The 17,046-nt window shown below is 62.5% G+C and carries 19 protein-coding genes; 13 read left to right on the top strand and 6 right to left on the bottom strand.

Annotated elements, in window-relative coordinates; translation table 11 throughout:
• Position 1 precedes the first annotated feature (1 nt).
• Entirely contained in the window at positions 2-1,081 is a 1,080-nt protein-coding gene (locus ASF66_RS14005) for an MBL fold metallo-hydrolase (RefSeq protein WP_056844272.1), read from the bottom strand.
• A 187-nt stretch (positions 1,082-1,268) separates the two neighbouring features.
• On the opposite strand from ASF66_RS14005, the gene ASF66_RS14000 reads away from it, so the two are divergent.
• From ASF66_RS14000 to ASF66_RS13985, 4 genes are all read left to right on the top strand, one after another.
• The gene (locus ASF66_RS14000; RefSeq protein ID WP_056844271.1) at positions 1,269-3,398 is read left to right on the top strand and encodes a putative bifunctional diguanylate cyclase/phosphodiesterase; all 2,130 of its coding nucleotides are present in this window, start codon (positions 1,269-1,271) and stop codon (positions 3,396-3,398) included.
• 112 nt (positions 3,399-3,510) lie between these two features.
• Positions 3,511-4,698: a GAF domain-containing sensor histidine kinase gene (locus tag ASF66_RS13995; RefSeq protein WP_056844270.1), complete on the top strand. Its 1,188-nt coding sequence runs from the start codon at positions 3,511-3,513 to the stop codon at positions 4,696-4,698.
• A 98-nt stretch (positions 4,699-4,796) separates the two neighbouring features.
• Positions 4,797-5,198 carry a YidH family protein gene (locus ASF66_RS13990; protein WP_049862492.1) on the top strand — a complete coding sequence of 134 codons (402 nt, stop codon included), beginning with the start codon at positions 4,797-4,799 and terminating at the stop codon, positions 5,196-5,198.
• Positions 5,195-5,524, top strand: a complete 330-nt coding sequence (locus ASF66_RS13985) for a DUF202 domain-containing protein (RefSeq protein WP_056844269.1) — start codon at positions 5,195-5,197, stop codon at positions 5,522-5,524. The genes ASF66_RS13990 and ASF66_RS13985 overlap by 4 nt, the downstream gene beginning before the upstream one ends.
• Before the next feature lie 20 nt (positions 5,525-5,544).
• On the opposite strand, the gene ASF66_RS13980 is transcribed toward ASF66_RS13985, so the two are convergent.
• A complete protein-coding gene (locus tag ASF66_RS13980) occupies positions 5,545-6,180 on the bottom strand; it encodes a DUF998 domain-containing protein (RefSeq protein ID WP_082223741.1) in 636 nt (211 codons plus the stop codon).
• 119 nt (positions 6,181-6,299) lie between these two features.
• Here ASF66_RS13980 and ASF66_RS13975 point away from each other — a divergent pair, with 119 nt between their 5' ends.
• The gene (locus ASF66_RS13975) at positions 6,300-6,713 is read left to right on the top strand and encodes a GNAT family N-acetyltransferase (protein WP_156463193.1); all 414 of its coding nucleotides are present in this window, start codon (positions 6,300-6,302) and stop codon (positions 6,711-6,713) included.
• 10 nt (positions 6,714-6,723) lie between these two features.
• Here ASF66_RS13975 and ASF66_RS13970 read toward each other — a convergent pair whose 3' ends face one another.
• Positions 6,724-7,701, bottom strand: a complete 978-nt coding sequence (locus ASF66_RS13970) for a YihY/virulence factor BrkB family protein (RefSeq protein ID WP_056844268.1) — start codon at positions 7,699-7,701, stop codon at positions 6,724-6,726.
• A 237-nt stretch (positions 7,702-7,938) separates the two neighbouring features.
• On the bottom strand, positions 7,939-8,130 hold the full coding sequence (locus tag ASF66_RS13965) for a CsbD family protein (protein ID WP_049862489.1): 192 nt from the start codon (positions 8,128-8,130) through the stop codon (positions 7,939-7,941).
• A 215-nt stretch (positions 8,131-8,345) separates the two neighbouring features.
• Between ASF66_RS13965 and ASF66_RS13960 the strand changes: the two genes are divergently transcribed.
• Positions 8,346-8,726 (top strand): hypothetical protein, encoded by a 381-nt coding sequence (locus ASF66_RS13960; RefSeq protein WP_049862488.1) that lies wholly within the window; start codon positions 8,346-8,348, stop codon positions 8,724-8,726.
• Between the two features lie 21 nt (positions 8,727-8,747).
• Here ASF66_RS13960 and ASF66_RS13955 read toward each other — a convergent pair whose 3' ends face one another.
• On the bottom strand, positions 8,748-9,584 hold the full coding sequence (locus ASF66_RS13955) for a CvfB family protein (protein ID WP_049862487.1): 837 nt from the start codon (positions 9,582-9,584) through the stop codon (positions 8,748-8,750).
• 220 nt (positions 9,585-9,804) lie between these two features.
• Between ASF66_RS13955 and ASF66_RS13950 the strand changes: the two genes are divergently transcribed.
• The 3 genes from ASF66_RS13950 (at position 9,805) to ASF66_RS13940 (ending at position 11,827) form a co-directional block, all read left to right on the top strand.
• Positions 9,805-9,993, top strand: coding sequence for a hypothetical protein (locus ASF66_RS13950; RefSeq protein WP_177327984.1), 189 nt, complete (start codon positions 9,805-9,807; stop codon positions 9,991-9,993).
• A 160-nt stretch (positions 9,994-10,153) separates the two neighbouring features.
• Positions 10,154-10,873, top strand: a complete 720-nt coding sequence (locus ASF66_RS13945; RefSeq protein ID WP_049862486.1) for a TorF family putative porin — start codon at positions 10,154-10,156, stop codon at positions 10,871-10,873.
• An 84-nt stretch (positions 10,874-10,957) separates the two neighbouring features.
• A complete protein-coding gene (locus ASF66_RS13940) occupies positions 10,958-11,827 on the top strand; it encodes a DUF6279 family lipoprotein (protein ID WP_376787108.1) in 870 nt (289 codons plus the stop codon).
• A gap of 9 nt (positions 11,828-11,836) precedes the next feature.
• Here the strand turns inward: ASF66_RS13940 and glcC are convergent, their stop codons facing one another.
• Complete coding sequence (glcC, locus tag ASF66_RS13935) at positions 11,837-12,589, bottom strand: transcriptional regulator GlcC (protein ID WP_056844267.1); 753 nt, start codon at positions 12,587-12,589, stop codon at positions 11,837-11,839.
• 198 nt (positions 12,590-12,787) lie between these two features.
• On the opposite strand from glcC, the gene glcD reads away from it, so the two are divergent.
• From glcD to ASF66_RS13915, 4 genes are read left to right on the top strand one after another with little or no spacing between them, the layout of a single operon-like run.
• The gene (gene glcD, locus ASF66_RS13930) at positions 12,788-14,287 is read left to right on the top strand and encodes a glycolate oxidase subunit GlcD (RefSeq protein ID WP_049862483.1); all 1,500 of its coding nucleotides are present in this window, start codon (positions 12,788-12,790) and stop codon (positions 14,285-14,287) included.
• The gene (gene glcE / locus ASF66_RS13925; RefSeq protein WP_056844266.1) at positions 14,287-15,348 is read left to right on the top strand and encodes a glycolate oxidase subunit GlcE; all 1,062 of its coding nucleotides are present in this window, start codon (positions 14,287-14,289) and stop codon (positions 15,346-15,348) included. Before glcD ends, glcE begins: the two co-directional genes overlap by 1 nt.
• Positions 15,349-15,365: 17 nt before the next feature.
• Positions 15,366-16,586: a glycolate oxidase subunit GlcF gene (gene glcF, locus ASF66_RS13920; RefSeq protein ID WP_049862481.1), complete on the top strand. Its 1,221-nt coding sequence runs from the start codon at positions 15,366-15,368 to the stop codon at positions 16,584-16,586.
• A 57-nt stretch (positions 16,587-16,643) separates the two neighbouring features.
• Positions 16,644-17,045 carry a heme-binding protein gene (locus tag ASF66_RS13915; RefSeq protein ID WP_049862480.1) on the top strand — a complete coding sequence of 134 codons (402 nt, stop codon included), beginning with the start codon at positions 16,644-16,646 and terminating at the stop codon, positions 17,043-17,045.
• Position 17,046 lies beyond the last annotated feature (1 nt).

Genomic DNA, 17,046 nt, shown 5'->3' with positions numbered 1-17,046 from the left:
GTCAAGGTGTGACTGCGGAAGCCGGGGAATCGACTTGCTCCCACCAGTGCTCGCCGAGTCGAGGCTGACGCAGATCGATGCGCTCTCCCATGCGCGGCGTGCTCAACGGCACGCCCTTGGCCTGGGCCAGCGCGCTGATGCGGTCGAAGGGTTCGTGCCAGTCATGGATCGAAAGGTCGAAGGTGCCGTTGTGCACCGGCAGCAGGGTCTTGCCGCGTACATCCAGGTGCGCCTGCAGCGTTTCTTCGGGCTGCATGTGCACGTTCGGCCAGGCGACATTGTAGGCGCCGGTTTCCATCAGGGTCAGGTCGAACGGGCCGAAACGCTCGCCGATCTGTTTGAAACCTGGGAAATAACCGGTATCGCCGCTGAAGAACAGACGAAAGTCCTTGTCGATGATCACCCACGACGCCCACAGCGTGCTGTTGCTGTCGAACAGGCTACGGCCCGAGAAATGCTGCGCGGGCGTCGCCACCAGACGCAAGCCGCCGACCTGGGTTTCTTGCCACCAGTCCAGTTGGCGAACCTTGCTGGCCGGTACGCCCCACTCGAGCAATCGGTCACCTACGCCCAAGGTGGTCAGGAAATACTCGCTCTTGCCGGCCAGCGCCTTGATCGCGTATTCGTCCAGATGGTCGTAGTGGTCGTGGGACAGGATGACCGCCTTGATCGGCGGCAGGTCGGCAATGCTGATCGGTGGTTGGTGAAAGCGTAGAGGACCGGCCCACTGTATCGGGGAAGCGCGTTCTGAAAACACCGGATCGGTCAGCAGAAACTCGCCGCCCATCTTCAGCAGCACGGTGGAGTGCCCCAACCGCCAGAGACTGTAGTCCGGCGCCGCCAGCAGTTGGTCGCGCGACAGTTGCTCCACCGGCAGCGGCGCCTGCGGGCGGGTGCCGGGTGGCTTGCTCAGCAGCAGGTACTTGATGCCGATGCGCAGTTTCTTCATGAAGCCGTCCTTGGGCAGGACCACCTGATTGCGATACTGGCCGTCCTCGCGCAACGAGGCGGGCAATTCTTCGGCATTGGGCGAAAACGACGTCATAAGTGCAAGCACTCCGAAAAGCAGTGGAATTTTCATGCAGCCCTCGGGTTGAAAGGTGCGTGCTACAGCATACGCTTTCGGCCTGCCGTGCGAAGTGAGAGTTCCGGCCCGATCGGGAGGGCGGATTCCGGTGACCGGCGCCTGGTCGTTCGAGGGGAACCATGGCCCGAAGTCACACGTCCAGATGGGACCCGGAAATATCTGTTCGCAGGGACCGCTGCCCATGAATGCTGTTGATGCCGCCAATGCCTCACGCTACTCACGCCACACACGGGTTCTGGTGCTGGCGTTCGTTCTGCCCATCCTTGCCTGTGTGCTGATCATCGGCGGTGCCGTACTCGGTATTCCCACTGCGTCGGAGCCTGCCAATGGCTTATCGGCCCAGACAACTGCAACCCAGTCTGCCAGCGTGGAGCGAGACCTGGGCGAAAACAGTGGCCGGCCCGTGATCTCGCTCGACGATGCCGGCGCCGGCTTGCCCGTGCAGGCCTCGCCGCCGGGTGGCGAACCCTGGTGGTCCATGTCGCTGCCGACGCTTGCTGCGCTGCTGCTGGCCGTGCTGATCTTTTCCGGTGCACTGTTGCGCAAGACCTTGCGCAGCTTGCGTGACATCGACCAGGACCATGCTCGATTGCAGCACGAAAACGAGGCCCTGCGGTGCAGCGATGAGCGACTGCGCGCGTTGGCCGACGCCTCTTCGGACTGGATATGGGAAACCGACGCGTTTTTGCGTGTCAGCTACCTTTCCGCAAGCTTCACCACCGTAACCGGTTTGGCGCGGGATGTGTGGCTGGGCCAGCCGGTCGAGCTGCTATTGCAGTGCGAAACCCTTCCGGCTGGCCAGTGGCTGCAGCAACTGGGTGACGGCTCGTCAGGTGTCGGGCATCTGCGCTGCAGCTATCGCGACAGCATCGGCCAGACCCGCCACTGCCGCATCGTCGCCTGCCCTATCGTGCATGATGGGCAGATTGCAGGCTACCGCGGCACGGTGCTCGACATCACCGATCAGGTCGGCGCCCAGGCTCAGCTCGCTCATCGCTCGACCCACGATGCGGTGACGGGGCTGGGAGACGAGCATGCCCTGACGCGGTTTCTCGATCAGACCCTGGCCGATCGTCTTCGTCCTGTGCCCTTGACCCTGTTGCTGCTGGACCTGGCCGGTTTCGAGCAGTTGGGCGAAACCTTGGGGCAACCTGCGCGCGACTGCATTCTGCGTACGGTCGCCGGTCGTCTTCGCGACAGCACACGTAGCAATGATCTGGTGACCCGTCTGCGGGATGGGCAATTCATGATCGTGCTCGCCAGCATCGACGTGATGATCGAGATCGAGCGTTTCTGCCAGCGCCTGATCGATAATATACAAAGGCCCATCGTGCACGGCGTGAAGCAATTGCAGGTTGGGGTGAACATCGGCGTGGTCCATGATCATCCCAGCCGGGGAGACGCCCGCGAGTGGATCGGTTGCGCCCAGCTCGCCTTAGGCGAAGCACAGGCGCAAGGCCCCGGCTACTGGCAGCATTTCGCGCCTGCGCTGGACCGCCAGCAGCACCTTCGGCAGTTGGAAACCGATCTGCGCTCCGCCCTTCAGCATGACCAATTGCTGCTGCACTTCCAGCCCCGGTACAGCGCCGACGGTGATCGGGTGATTGCCGTCGAGGCACTGCTGCGCTGGCAGCACCCGGTCGAAGGAATGCTCACCTGCGACGCGTTTCTGCCTCTGGCCGAGCGCAGCGACCTGATCGTGCCCATCGAGCGCTGGCTGCTACGCGAAGCGTGCGCGGCGGCGCGGCACTGGCCGCAGTCGATTGCGGTGTCGGTGAGCCTGGCGCCAGCGTATTTCAGCCGCAGCGACGTCGCCCGCGATGTGCGCGATGCGTTGACCGACAGCCGTCTGCCGGCCAATCGCTTGCAGTTGCAAGTTGCCGAGCAGGTCATGCTGGGTTGTGCCGACGGCGCGATGGGGGCCCTCACGGCCTTGAAGGAATCGGGAGTGGGTTTGATACTCGACGAATTCGGCAGCGGTTATTGTTCGTTGGGGTATTTGCGCATTTACCCATTCGATGCCGTGAAGATCGACCCACGCTTCGTCGCCGGTCTGGTGAGCAATCCACAGGATCGCGGACTGGTGCGAGGCATCATCGACCTGGGTCGAGCCATGGGCGCAAGGGTAATCGGTGCGGGCGTCGGCACTGACCAACAGCTGCGGGCCTTGCAGGACGACCGCTGTGCGGAAGTCCAGGGCCTTTACCTCGGTGAGGCCATGGAGCCGGCAGCATTGACACCGCTGCTTCAGCAACAGGCCGACCTGCGCAGGTCACGACAAGGGCATCAAGCAGGTTTGCACGCCCGCTGATCGACAGGCTGTCCAACATTTTTTTACAGGCCCCGAACGCCTCGTTAGAATCGGGGCATCCCCGGACACGACCGTCAATGGTCCCGGCCTGCGCAACAACAGTGGACACCTCATGGGCACGACTGCAGCAGCCGACATAGCCACCATCGCGCGCATCGACGCGGTCCCTTCCATATTGCAGGTCATCTGCGAAACCACAGGCTTGCGCTTCGCCGCCGTTGCCCGTGTGACCGAAAATGCCTGGACCACCTGCGCGGTGCTCGACAACATCGGGTTGGGCCTGGAAGTCGGCGACGGGCTGGACGTGACCACGACCTTGTGCCATGACATCCGCACCAGCCATCAGACCGTGATCATCGACAAGGTCAGCGAAGACGAGGTGTATTGCAACCACCCCACACCGCGCCTCTATCGTTTCGAAAGCTACATTGCCACGCCCGTCTTCCGGGCCGACGGCAGCTTCTTCGGCACGATCTGTGCGCTCGATCCACGGCCCACCCGTCTCAAGGGCACCAGTATCGAGCCAATGATGGCGTCGTTCGCGCGCCTGCTGTCGCTGCAGATGGAGAACGAGGAGCGGCACCAGCGCACGACCACTGCGCTGGCGGAGGAGCGGGAAATGGCCGACCTGCGCGATCAGTTCATCGCCGTGCTGGGCCACGACCTGCGCAACCCGCTGTTCGCCATCAACGCTGGCGCCGAGCTGTTGCAGCGACGGGTCGCCGATGAGCGCAGCGTGGGCATCGTCAAGCATATCCAGACCAGTGCACGCCGTGCCTCGCAACTGATCGAAGACGTTCTGGACTTCGCTCGCGGACGATTGGGCGCCGGTATCGTGGTCGACCTGCAACCCGATGCCGACCTCACGCGCAGCCTGGAGCATGTGGTCTCGGAGCTGCAGCGCATCCACCCCGAGCGGGTCATCTCGATGGATGTCGACGATTTGCAGGGCGTGCTGTGCGACAAGGAGCGCATTGGCCAGTTGCTCTCGAACCTGGTGTCCAACGCCATCATTCACGGCGCGCCGGACAGCGATGTGCGCGTCAGCGGTCGTCTGTCCAATCAGGAGTTCACGCTGGCGGTGCATAACCAGGGGCCGGCGATCGCCGAAAACGTGCGAGCGCAACTGTTCAAGCCATTCGCTCGGCCCAGCGTGCGCAGTCCGCGCGGCGGCCTTGGGCTGGGCTTGTACATCGCCTACCAGATTGCATTGGCCCACGACGGCCGACTCGAAGTCAGCTCCAGCGATGAAGACGGTACCGAATTCGTCTTCCACCTGCCCGTGGTCACCGCCGCCTGAGCCCGTTGCCGTTCGAGCGCCTGCGCGGATGAAAGTGCACGGCCCGACGGGCGACGGTGGTAGCATCGCCCTACTTCCACACCCTGCCTGGCAACCACATGGCGAGACCTGACCCCGGGATCCCCCCTCAGCACGGCGAGCGAAGCGCGCGACAGTTGCGCCTGCTCAAAGGCGGCAGCGAGCCCGACCCCCGCTTCACTCTGGCCAACGAACGCACCTTTCTGGCCTGGATCCGTACGGCATTGGCGCTGATGGCCGGTGGCATCGCCGTCGAGGCGTTCACCGCGGACGTCTTCGCGCCGGAGTTTCGCAAGACCCTGGCGGTCATCCTGTTGCTGCTGGGCATGCTGCTCAGTGCCAGCGCCAGCCTGCGCTGGCTGAACGTGGAGCGGGCCATGCGGCACAAGCAACCGCTGCCCATTCCGCTGCTGGTGCCGCTGCTGTCGATTGGCGGTGCCCTGGTCACGGCCGCCTTGATTGCCTTTGTGGTATTGCGATGAGCCTGCCTCAGGCAGGCCATCAGGATGAAGGCCTGCAGCCCGAACGCACCTTGCTGGCCTGGGGACGGACGCTGCTGGCGATGCTGGTGGCGAGCCTGTTCTTTCTGCGCTGGATGCCCCACCACGGCCGTTTTGCCGGGGCCCTGATTGCCCTGACGCTGATGGCGGCGCTGGCGATCTGGATGAGCCAGCGCCGCCGTTACCGCTGCCGTGTCGAAGGGATCAGTCGTGCATGCTTTCCGGCCGACGTGACCGGGGTGCTCGGCCTGGGCAGCATGGTCACACTGATCGGCGCTGCGGCCATCTGGATCACCTTGATGACTTGAGCCATGATGACCTGAGCCGTTCAGAGCTGCCCGCTGCGGTCGTCCTTGAACAGCGCCCAGGCCAGCCCGGCGATCCACAACAGCGAGGCAAAGTAATTGACCCGCTGGAACAGCCCGAAACCACGACCGACGTCCATGGCAGCTGCCATCCACGGCAGGCAGCCCAGAGCGAACAGGCTGCACACCAGGGACAGCCAGACAAGCCCCTTGCGGCCTTCGCGGCGTGCCACGAAAATCCACAATGCACTGGCCAGCAACAAGCTCGCGGACATGATCACGCTGGCGATGGTGTGCAGGTTCTGCTGCATCGACGGGTATTCCAGCGAACAGCCGTTATCACAGGAAAAGTAGCCGGCAGCCAGGCTGGCAAGACCGTGCACAATGACCAGCGAAGCGCTCAGACGCGCCAGCCGCAGATGGGCATGACGCATGTACAGGCCAATGCCGAACGCGATCAACAACACACCCAGCGGGAAGTGAGCGAGCCAGGGCCAGAGCGCGTGGGTGGGCGCATCGATGGCGCCCAGCAAGCCCATGGCCTGATTGACATGGCTGTACCCCGGATACAGGCTGCCGGCCACGATAAGCGCGATGGCCAGCCAAAGGGGCGTGATCAGGCCGGCCAGATAGAGTGGATTGCGAATCGGCTGCTGCACAGCGCATCTCCGTCATAAAAAAGAGGCCCGGACCTTACTACAGCGTCGGTGTCGTCACGAAGCAATTTTTCCCGCGATTGGGCAAACCCGTCACTTTGGTAACAGCAGGACACATTTGCGTGGAATTCATCGAATTACTGCCCCAGGCAAGACCGCTGCTGGACAAGTTCTACAAGCTGCAACGAAGTCGCATGCGCAGTGTGGGGAATGCGCGCTGGTGGGTGGCACGCGACAGCGAGATCATCGCGGGGGCGAACTTCATGCCGATATCCGGCGGTCATTGGCTGACCGGGCTTCACGTGGCAATCGCGCATCGCAACAAGGGCTACGGCCGAGGTCTGCTCAATGGGGCTCAAGCCTCGCTGGGTGGACCGGTATGGTTGTTCTGCGCACCTGAGCTGCACGATTACTATCGACGAGCTGGCTTCGAGGAGGCTTTCACGCTGCCATCTGAGTTGGCCCAACGCCTGGAACGCTACAGGGCCAGCAAGGACTTGCTGGCCCTGGTGAGGGCCGAGGCGGCCACCGCCTGACAGCGTCGACTCAGGGTTGCGGGCGAGGAACCACTGTGGACGGTGTGGCAGGTTCCGGGCGCAAGTCCTTTTCACCACTGGGCTGGATTGCCGTCTGGTCCACCGCCGGAGCCTGTTCGTCCGGGTCCTTGGCGCCCTTGTCCTTGCCCTCGGCCGACATGTGTTCGATCACCGCATTCATCTCGGCGCCCAGCAACAGCACGGCCGAAGAGATATAGAAATACAGGAGCAACACAATGATCGCGCCGATGCTGCCGTACATGGCGTTGTAGTCAGCAAAGGTCTTCACGTAATAGGCAAAGCCCAGCGAGGCGACGATCCAGACCACCACCGCGAGCATCGAGCCTGGCGTGATGAAACGGAATTCCTGCTTCACGTCAGGCATCACGTAGTAGATCACTGCCACGGCGATCATCAGCAGGATAACGATCAGCGGCCAGCGCAGGATAGTCCACAGGGTGACGATGAAGTCTTCCATGCCGATCTGGCCGGCCAGCCACTGCATGACCTGCGGACCGGTGACCATCAGGGCCGCCACGCACAACAGCATGCCGGCCAAGCCGATGGTGTAGAAAATCGAGAGCGGGATGCGCTTCCAGGCCGGACGCTCCTCGACCACATCGTAGGCGGCGTTCATGGCGCTCATGGTCAGGCGCACACCTGCCGAGGCGGTCCACAGCGCAACCACGATACCGATGGAAAGCAAGCCGCCCTTGGACTGCTGCAACTGATCGATGACCGGATTGACCTGTTCCAGCGCCTGGGGCGGCAGGACCAGATCGGCTTGCAGGCGCATCCAGGTGAAGAAATCGGGTAAATGCAGGAAACCGATCAGGGCGATCAGGAACAGCAGAAAGGGGAACAGGGAAAACAGCATCTGGTAAGCCAGCGCCGAAGCATAGGTCGGCATTTCGTCGTCGACGAATTCCTTGACTGTGCGAACCATGACCTTCATGAAAGGCAGGTTATGCATGTGGGGAAATAACATAGCGTCTCCTTGCGCCACTCAACCTTCGAATACGCCGCCTGGGTGGGTGCAGAACATGATTGGATCAGGCAACTGCAGCAAGGCGTGTTGCGGCCCGGCAGCTCAGAGCCGGCTTTCTACCGCAAAGCCGCAGGAAAAACGACAGTCAGAGTATGTACGTCCGTGTCTGCCCAATAGCACAACGGCCATCGATAGATGACCGTTGGTAAACCTCATTCAAGCAGAGAACACTCTACTTCAGGGTTTTTTCACAGTGTCTTTGACGGCGTTTTTCACGTCGCCTTCGACTTGCTGTGCTTCGCCTTTCTTCTCTTGAACTGCGCCTTTGACCTGCAGTTCTTCGTTACCGGTGACCTTGCCGACGCCTTGCTTGATGTTACCAACGGCTTCGTTGGCCACGCCTTTGATCTTGTCTGAAGTGCCGCTCATGATAAGTCTCCTGGTCATTTAGGAATGTCTTGTCTCGACACAAGAATTGACCGACGTCGGGTCGCCAGAGTTTCAAATTATTTTGCGCGGCAAAAGACGCCGCGGTCATCTGGCAGACACCGGCGGTTGGTCGGAGCTTTATGTTCCAGCGATTTGCCCGCAGAATGCCGGTCGGATTCGGTCAGTGCCGAAGCGTCATACCAGTAGGAATTTTCATGAAACTCGACAAACCCCAAGCCATCGCCCGTCGCAACAAGGAACTGGGTGGCGCGGTGCTCGGCGTCAACAACTGCCATTTCGCCTTGCTGGACCCAAAGCGCAACATCTGGTGGTTCGACATTCCGGTGGCCCGCCTGCAGATCGGCCAGTACGAATGGATTCACCTGCTGCTGCACACCCCTGCCAGCGATCAGCTGCTGCACGTGAAAGTGACGACCGCCTTCCTGCGCGAGCACATCGAAGGCCTGGTGGTGCGCAACGCCGGCAAGCGCAAGTCGACCGTCAGCCTGGAGCTGAGCGCCGACAAGGATTCGTTTCTCAAGGACGTACGCCCCGCTGGCAGCGGCGTCGGCTTCGCGCCGTTCCTGCAGCCCTGACAGCGGGCTGCGCAACGGGCATCAGACCAGTTCGATGCGGTCGGCGTGGATGACGATCTGGCCGTCCTTGTACAGGGCGCCGATGGCTTTCTTGAAGTTGCCCTTGCTGACGCCGAACAGGTCGCTGATCAGTTGCGGATCGCTCTTGTCGCTGACCGGCAGCGTGCCCTGGTTGGCGCGCAGCTTGTCGAGGATCTGGGCGTTCAGGCTGCTGGCCAGCTGGGCACCGACCGGCTGCAGGCTCAGGGCGATCTTGCCGTCGCTGCGCAGTTCCTTGATGTAGCCCTTCTCCTGCTTGCCCGAGCGCAGGAACTTGAACACTTCGTTCTTGTGGATCAAGCCCCAGTGGGCGTTGTTGATGATGGCCTTGAAACCCATGTCGGTTTCTTCGACCACCAGCAGATCGACTTCCTGACCCACCTGATAGGCCGGCGGCACTTTGTCCAGATAGCGGTCCAGGCGCGCGGTGGCGGTGATCCGGCGGGTGCGCTTGTCCAGGTACACGTGCACGACGCAGTACTCGCCGGCTTTCATCTGGCGTTTTTCTTCGGAAAACGGCAGGAGCAGGTCCTTGGGCAGGCCCCAGTCGAGGAAGACCCCGATGCTGTTGATTTCAACGACCTTGAGACTGGCGAACTCGCCGACCTGCACCTTGGGCTTTTCGGTGGTGGCCAGCAGCTTGTCTTCGCTGTCCAGGTACACGAAGACGTTCAGCCAGTCTTCGTCTTCGCTGGGAATATCCTTGGGGATATAGCGGTTGGGCAGCAGGATCTCGCCGTCCGCGCCGCCATCCAGGTACAGACCGAAGTCTGTGTGTTTAACCACTTGCAATGCGTTGTAGCGCCCGACTAAAGCCATTTCGAATATTCCTCGTCACCTGGCTGGGCATTCTACCCGAGAACCCTTCGGCTCGCTGCGCAAGGCGTCCGATGCGCCGTTGGCGCCGAGGTAGTTGGTGCGCCAGATCCTTGATTTCAAAGGGCTGCGGCGGCATCGATCGGCACCACTGGTCCGTGCGGTCAGCCGGGAATGGATAAATCATGTACAATGCCTGGCCATATTAATTTTTGACAGGTTAATGGCAGCCATGCGCGTTAAAGCATCCAACAGCAAAGTCAAGCCCGCCCCCGCCGTTGAAACCAGCGAATCGATCAACGAACAGATCGCCGCGTTTCTCAAGTCCGGTGGCGAGATCCAGCAGATTGCCAAGGGCGTGAGCGGCCAGACCTTCACCCCGTCCAAGCACATCAGCCTGGGCAAGAAGTAAGTTTGCAGCCCGGCCATTGCGCCGGGCAAAACTTCCGCATCCTGTTACTCCCCGCATCACCCTTGTCCCCTCGAATCGACGAATGGCAGCCTCGCATCGCCCCTGAGCGGTATGCTTGCAGCCTTCTAGATCGGGCCGTCCAGGCTTACTGGAGGTAGGCATGCTCAGACCCAGCTGGTTATTGATAGCCGGACTTGCGGTCCACCCTTCTCTCTACGCCCAGGTCATCCAGCGTGACATCGGCGATTTCAACCTCAAGCTCGGCACCACACCGTCGCGCAGCATGGCTGCGGGCCTGGTCCAGCCCAGTACCGGCAGTTCGTTCCACGGCGGACTGGATCTGACCCACGACAGTGGGGTGTATTTCGGCCAGTGGTCGCCCAACATGGGGTTGGCCTCTTCCAGCAATCTGGAGGTCGACTCCTACCTGGGCTACAAGCATCCGTTCGACAACTCCTTGGGTTATGAAGTCGGCGTGATCCAGTACAGCTATCCGGAAGTGGATGCGCCCTCCACCCATGCGCTCTATGCCGGTCTGCGGGTACTGGACCGGCGCTTCGGTGCTGCCTTCAACAATACGCCCGACGGCCAGAACAGCACACTGTTTGCCGACCTCGGTGGCCTGCCATTGCTGGATGTGGGCTTTACCATGAAAGTCAGCAACCATCAGCTCTCGACTCCCTTCACCATCGGCGAAGGGCAGGAAGTGCGCGCCTTCAATGACTGGTCGCTGCAAATGTCACGTCCCATCGGCAGTTTTGACCTGGATTTCATCTACAGCGGCTCGGACCTGAGCGGGGCCAATTGCGCCGCCTATTCGGGTCAGAATGGCCAGTGCGACAGCATGTTCATGCTCAAGGCCCAGCACGCGTTTTTCTGACCTCGGGTTTTTCCACATCGTGCTGAACCGCACGCACCGGCATGGCTCTATAAACACAACAACGCCATCGCACGGACCGCCGCCATGAATCTTCTGTCTCGTCGCCTGTTGCACTGCTGGATGCTACTGGGCCTGTGTCTGCTGTTCGGCGGCTGCACGCGGGTGGATCTGGCCTACCGCAATCTGGATGTGATCATTCCCTGGTCGATGAACGACTATCTGGACATGAATCGCGAGCAGAAGAGCTGGTTCGACGAGCGTCTCAAGGAGCACCTGCGCTGGCACTGCACCACGCAACTGGCCGACAACCTGCAGTGGCTGGACAAGGTCCAGCGCATGGTCGCCGAGCAGCAGGTGACGGCGCCAGCGTTGCGCGAACGTACGGCCGAGGCGAAACAGGCGATCTCGGCGATTGCTGTGCAAGTCACGCCATCGGCGGTGGAGTTGCTGCAAGGTCTGGATGACAATCAGGTCCGCGCGTTGCAGCAGTCGCTGAGCGACGATTTGGCCAAGCGCCGCAAGGAATACGTGGAGCCGCCGTTGCAGACGCAGATCGACGAGCGCGCCAAACGCATGAGCAAGCGTCTCACCCCATGGTTCGGCAACCTCACCGACGAGCAGCAGCAACGGGTGCAGGCCTGGTCGCAGAGTCTGGGCGCGCAGAACCGTGAATGGATCGACAACCGCGAACATTGGCAGAACCAGTTGCTGGCCGCCCTGCAGCAACGTCAATCCGCCGAATTCCCGGCACGCATCGCGCAATTGCTACAGCAGCGTGAAACGGTATGGACCCCGCAATATAAAGTTGCCTATGCACGCACCGAGCAGGCGGCCATCGACCTGATGGTGGGGCTGGCCGCCGACAGTACACCGGAACAGCGCACGCGCATCGAGCGCAAGCTGGGTGAGTTGCGCGAGGACTTTGCCAACCTCAAGTGCCTGAAGAACGCCTAGTTCGGCGCTTCAGGCCCACCCCTCCAGGCGCATCGTCGCCCTGACCAGACGCTGCTCCTCTCCTTCGATCTCGCGCAGATTCGCGCAAATACTTTCGATGTGCGCGACGGCTGCCTTGCGCGCCTGCTCGGGCTGACGGTTGATCACGGCGGTGTAGAGCCTGGCGTGCTGCTTGTCGATCTGTTGTTTCTGCGGCTGGCGGTGGTACAGGTTGTTCACGCAGGCGAACACCGAGTTGAGCAGCAGGTCGGTCAGCGAGCGCAGGGTCTGCACCAGCACCGGATTGTGCGAGGCATCGCAGATGGCCAGGTGAAAGGCATGATCCAGGTGGGCGTGCCGCGTGGCGTCCAGCGGCTGGTCGTGGGCCGCCAACAGCGCCTGATAGCTGCGTTCGATCAGCACGAAATCGGCCTGGGTACCGCGCAGCGCAGCCAGCCGGGCCGACTCGCCTTCGAGCAGCGAGCGCACTTCGAACAGATCGTAAAGCGTTCGCGGCTGGGAACTGAACAGGTGCATCAAGGGCGTGGCATCGTTGGCCGGCGACAAGGACGCCACGAACGAACCGCGGCCCTGCTCGGTGGCGATGATGCCGCGGGCGCGCAACAGCTTGAGGCCTTCGCGCAGTGCATTACGTGATACCCCGAGCTTTTCCACCAGGCGCCGCTCCGATGGCAAAGGCTGGCCAGTCTTGAGAACGCCGTCGACGATAAGCCGCTCGATGCGCTCGCACACGACATCGGCAATCTGAGGTTTGTTGTGCATATCATGCCTGCTGGTAGGACCATTGCCCGGGATTCCCCGGGAACTGTCGGCGAGACCCTGAAAATAAGCCAGTAGAGGCACCGAGAGAAGCCCCGAGGTGAAAAGAACTGGTCCTACCAGTGGTTCCAGGCGTAGACAGGCATGTGGTTTGCGACCACTGTTGAGCGCATAAGAACGACAAGCCGGTGACCTGCGCCCATGAACATCCTCTACGACGAACGCATCGACGGCGTCCTGCCCAAGGTGGACAAAACCGCTCTGGTGCAGGCATTGCACGCACAACTCCCTGACCTGACCGTGCTGCACCGTGCCGAAGACCTTCGCCCCTACGAGTGTGATGGCCTGAGCGCTTATCGCAGCGTACCGCTGCTGGTGGTATTGCCCGAGCGGCTCGAACAGGTGGAGGTGTTGCTCAAGCTGTGTCACGAGCGAAAGGTACCGGTGGTTGCACGCGGTGCAGGCACCGGGCTGTCCGGGGGGGCGTTGCCGCTTGAACAAGGTGTGCTGCTGGTCATGGCGCGCTTCAAGCAGATTCTCGACATCGATCCGGTCGCGCGTTCGGCACGGGTGCAGCCGGGTGTGCGCAACCTGGCGATCTCCCAGGCGGCGGCACCGTATGGTCTGTACTACGCCCCGGATCCTTCGTCACAGATCGCCTGTTCGATCGGCGGCAACGTCGCGGAAAACGCCGGTGGTGTGCACTGCCTCAAATACGGTTTGACCGTGCACAACCTGCTCAAGGTGCAGATGCTCACCATCGAGGGTGAGCGCCTGACCTTGGGCAGCGATGCGCTCGACTCGCCTGGCTTCGACCTGCTGGCCCTGTTCACCGGCTCGGAGGGCATGCTGGGCATCATTACCGAGGTTACCGTCAAGCTGTTGCCCAAGCCGCAGGTGGCCAAGGTGTTGCTGGCCAGTTTCGACTCGGTGGAAAAAGCCGGCGCGGCGGTCGCCGATATCATCGCGGCAGGGATCATTCCCGGTGGTCTGGAAATGATGGACAACCTGGCCATTCGCGCCGCCGAGGACTTCATTCATGCGGGCTACCCGGTGGACGCCGAGGCGATTCTGCTGTGCGAGCTCGATGGCGTGGAAGCCGATGTGCATGACGATTGCCAGCGCGTCTACCAGGTGTTGACCGAGGCCGGTGCGACCGAGGTACGCCAGGCCCGGGACGAAGCTGAACGCCTGCGTTTCTGGGCCGGCCGCAAGAACGCCTTCCCGGCGGTCGGTCGGCTCTCGCCCGATTACTACTGCATGGACGGCACCATTCCGCGCCGCGCCCTGCCGGGGGTGCTCAAGGGCATCACCGAACTGTCCGAGCAGTACGATTTGCGCGTGGCCAACGTGTTTCATGCCGGGGACGGCAACATGCATCCGCTGATCCTGTTCGATGCCAACCAGCCGGGCGAGCTCGAACGCGCCGAGGCGTTGGGTGGGAAGATTCTGGAGTTGTGTGTGGCGGTGGGTGGCAGCATCACCGGCGAGCACGGCGTGGGCCGCGAGAAAATCAACCAGATGTGCGCGCAGTTCAACAGTGACGAGCTCACCCTGTTCCATGCCGTGAAAGCCGCGTTCGATCCCGATCGCCTGCTCAACCCCGGCAAGAACATTCCGACCCTGCAGCGCTGCGCCGAATTCGGTGCCATGCATATCCATCATGGGCAACTGCCATTCCCTGAACTGGAGCGCTTCTGATGGCCGACCGCGATTTCGATGCCAGCGAGCACCTGCTGGATCAGGTGCGACAGGCTCTGGCCGACGACCGTCCGCTGTGCATCCAGGGCAGTGACAGCAAGGCGTTCCTGGGCCGCATCGGTGCCGGTGAGCGGCTCGATACCCGCGTGCATTGCGGCATCGTCAGCTACGACCCCACGGAGCTGGTGATCACCGCACGCGCCGGTACGCCTTTGCAGACCCTGCGGGCCGCCGTCGAGCAGGCGGGACAGATGCTGCCGTTCGAGCCACCGGCCTATGGCGAGCAGGCCACCCTGGGCGGCACGGTCGCTGCCGGACTGTCCGGACCGCGACGGCCATGGGCCGGTTCGGCCCGCGACTATGTGCTAGGCACGCGGGTGATTACCGGCCAGGGCAAGCACTTGCGTTTTGGCGGTGAGGTGATGAAGAACGTCGCCGGTTATGACCTGTCGCGACTGTTGACCGGCAGTTTCGGCACCCTGGGTGTGCTGACTGAAGTGTCGCTCAAGGTGCTGCCCAAACCGCGCGCCTGTTTCAGCATCAAGCTGGCCTGCGATGCCGAGCGCGCCTTGCTCAAGCTCGCCGAGTGGGGCCAGCAGCCGATGCCGATCAGTGCCGCGTGCCACAGCGATGAGGCGCTTTACCTGCGCCTGGAAGGCGGCGAGGGATCGGTGGCTGCTGCCCATGAACGCATCGGCGGCGAGCCCATCGACTCGGCGTTCTGGGATGACCTGAACGAGCATCGCCTGCCCTTCTTCGCCCAGCCCGAACCGCTCTGGCGCCTGTCGTTGCCCAACAATACCGGCATCCTCGACCTGCCCGGTGAGCAATTGGTCGACTGGGGCGGCGCTCAGCGCTGGCTGAAATCCAGCGCCAGCGCCGCGTCGATCCGGCAGGTGGTCGAGGCGGTGGGCGGGCATGTCACCTGCTACACCGCCGGGACCACCCCCGAACCGTTCCAGCCCCTGCCCGACTTGCTGCTGCGCTATCACCGCCAGCTCAAGACGCAGCTGGACCCGCAAGGCATCTTCAACCCCGGCCGCCTCTACGCGCAGCTGTGAAACAGGAGTCCTGAACCATGCAGACCCAACTGAGTGATCAGGCCCGTTTGCTGCCACGCGCCGAGGAAGCCGAACGCATTCTGCGCAGTTGCGTGCACTGTGGCTTCTGCAATGCAACCTGCCCCACCTATCAATTGCTGGGTGACGAGCTGGACGGGCCGCGCGGACGCATCTACCTGATCAAGCAAGTGCTCGAAGGCCACGAAGTGACGGCGCACACGCAGCAGCATCTGGATCGCTGCCTGAGCTGCCGCAACTGCGAATCCACCTGCCCCTCGGGCGTGGACTACCACAACCTGCTGGACATCGGTCGCGCAGTGGTGGACCAAGCGGTGCCGCGGCCTGTGGAACAACGCTGGCTGCGCGGCGGTCTGCGTGCACTGGCCCCCCACCCGAGCGCATTCAAGGCGTTGATCCAGCTGGGCCAGACCTTTCGCCCACTGCTACCGCAACGCCTCAAGGACAAGCTGCCGCGTCAGGTCCACGCGGCCGTGGCCCGCCCTGCCACGCAACACGCACGTCGCGTGCTGATGCTCGAAGGTTGCGTACAGCCGGGGCTGTCGCCCAATACCAATGCCGCCGCCGCGCGCGTGCTGGACCGGCTGGGCATCAGCGTCACGGCGGTTCGTCAGGCTGGCTGCTGCGGTGCGGTGGACTATCACCTGGATGATCAAGCGCGCGGCCTGCAGCGAGCGCGGCACAACATCGACGCCTGGTGGCCGGCCATCGAAGCAGGCGCCGAAGCCATCGTGCAGACTGCCAGCGGCTGCGGCGCTTTCATCAAGGATTACGGGCACCTGCTGGAACAGGATCCGGCCTACGCGACCAAGGCCCAGACAGTCAGCCGGCTGGCCAAGGACCTGGTCGAGGTGTTGCGCGACGAGCCGGTGGAGCAATTGGCCGTCCACACCGACCTGCGCATGGCCTTCCACTGCCCATGCACCTTGCAGCACGCGCAGAAGCTGGGTGGCGTGACCGAACAGCTATTGCGACGCTTGGGCTTTCATTTGACCGATGTGCCGGACGGCCACCTGTGCTGCGGTTCGGCCGGCACCTATTCGGTGACCCAGCCGGTGTTGTCGCGGCAACTACGCGACAACCGCCTGAACGCCTTGGAAAGCGGTGCGCCGCAAGTGATCGCCACCGCCAACATCGGTTGCCAGAACCATCTGGACGGTGCTGCACGCACCCCGGTGCGGCACTGGATCGAACTGGTGGAACAAGCCATGGCCGATTGACACCCACCTTTGACACATTGCTATTTGAACCCCTCGACAACAGCACTGGAGAAGCACATGCAAAGCAAAGCGATTCTTGGCCAGGAAGACGTCACCCGCATCCTCGCCGCTGCCCGCGCCGAAGCGCAGAAGAACAACTGGGCGGTGGGCATTGCCGTGGTCGACGACGGCGGTCATCTGCTGGCTTTCGAACGGCTGGACGGCGCCGCCGCCAGCACGGCGTACATCGCACCGGGCAAGGCACGCACTTCGGCGTTGGGGCGCAAGGAATCGGTGGTGTTCGAAGAGATGGTCAACAATGGGCGGACCGCGTTCCTGTCCGGTAATCTGATGACGTGCCTGGAAGGCGCCGTGCCGCTGATCCACGAAGGCCAGGTCATCGGCGCGGTCGGCGTGTCCGGGGTCAAGCCCGCTGAAGATGCCCAGATCGCCAAGGCCGGCGCTGCCGCCCTGGCCTGAA

This window comes from Pseudomonas sp. Leaf129, assembly GCF_001423465.1.
Taxonomy (GTDB): domain Bacteria; phylum Pseudomonadota; class Gammaproteobacteria; order Pseudomonadales; family Pseudomonadaceae; genus Aquipseudomonas; species Aquipseudomonas coleopterorum.
The sequence above is the reverse complement of the archived record's forward strand: the minus strand, read 5'-3'. Positions and strand labels throughout refer to the sequence as shown.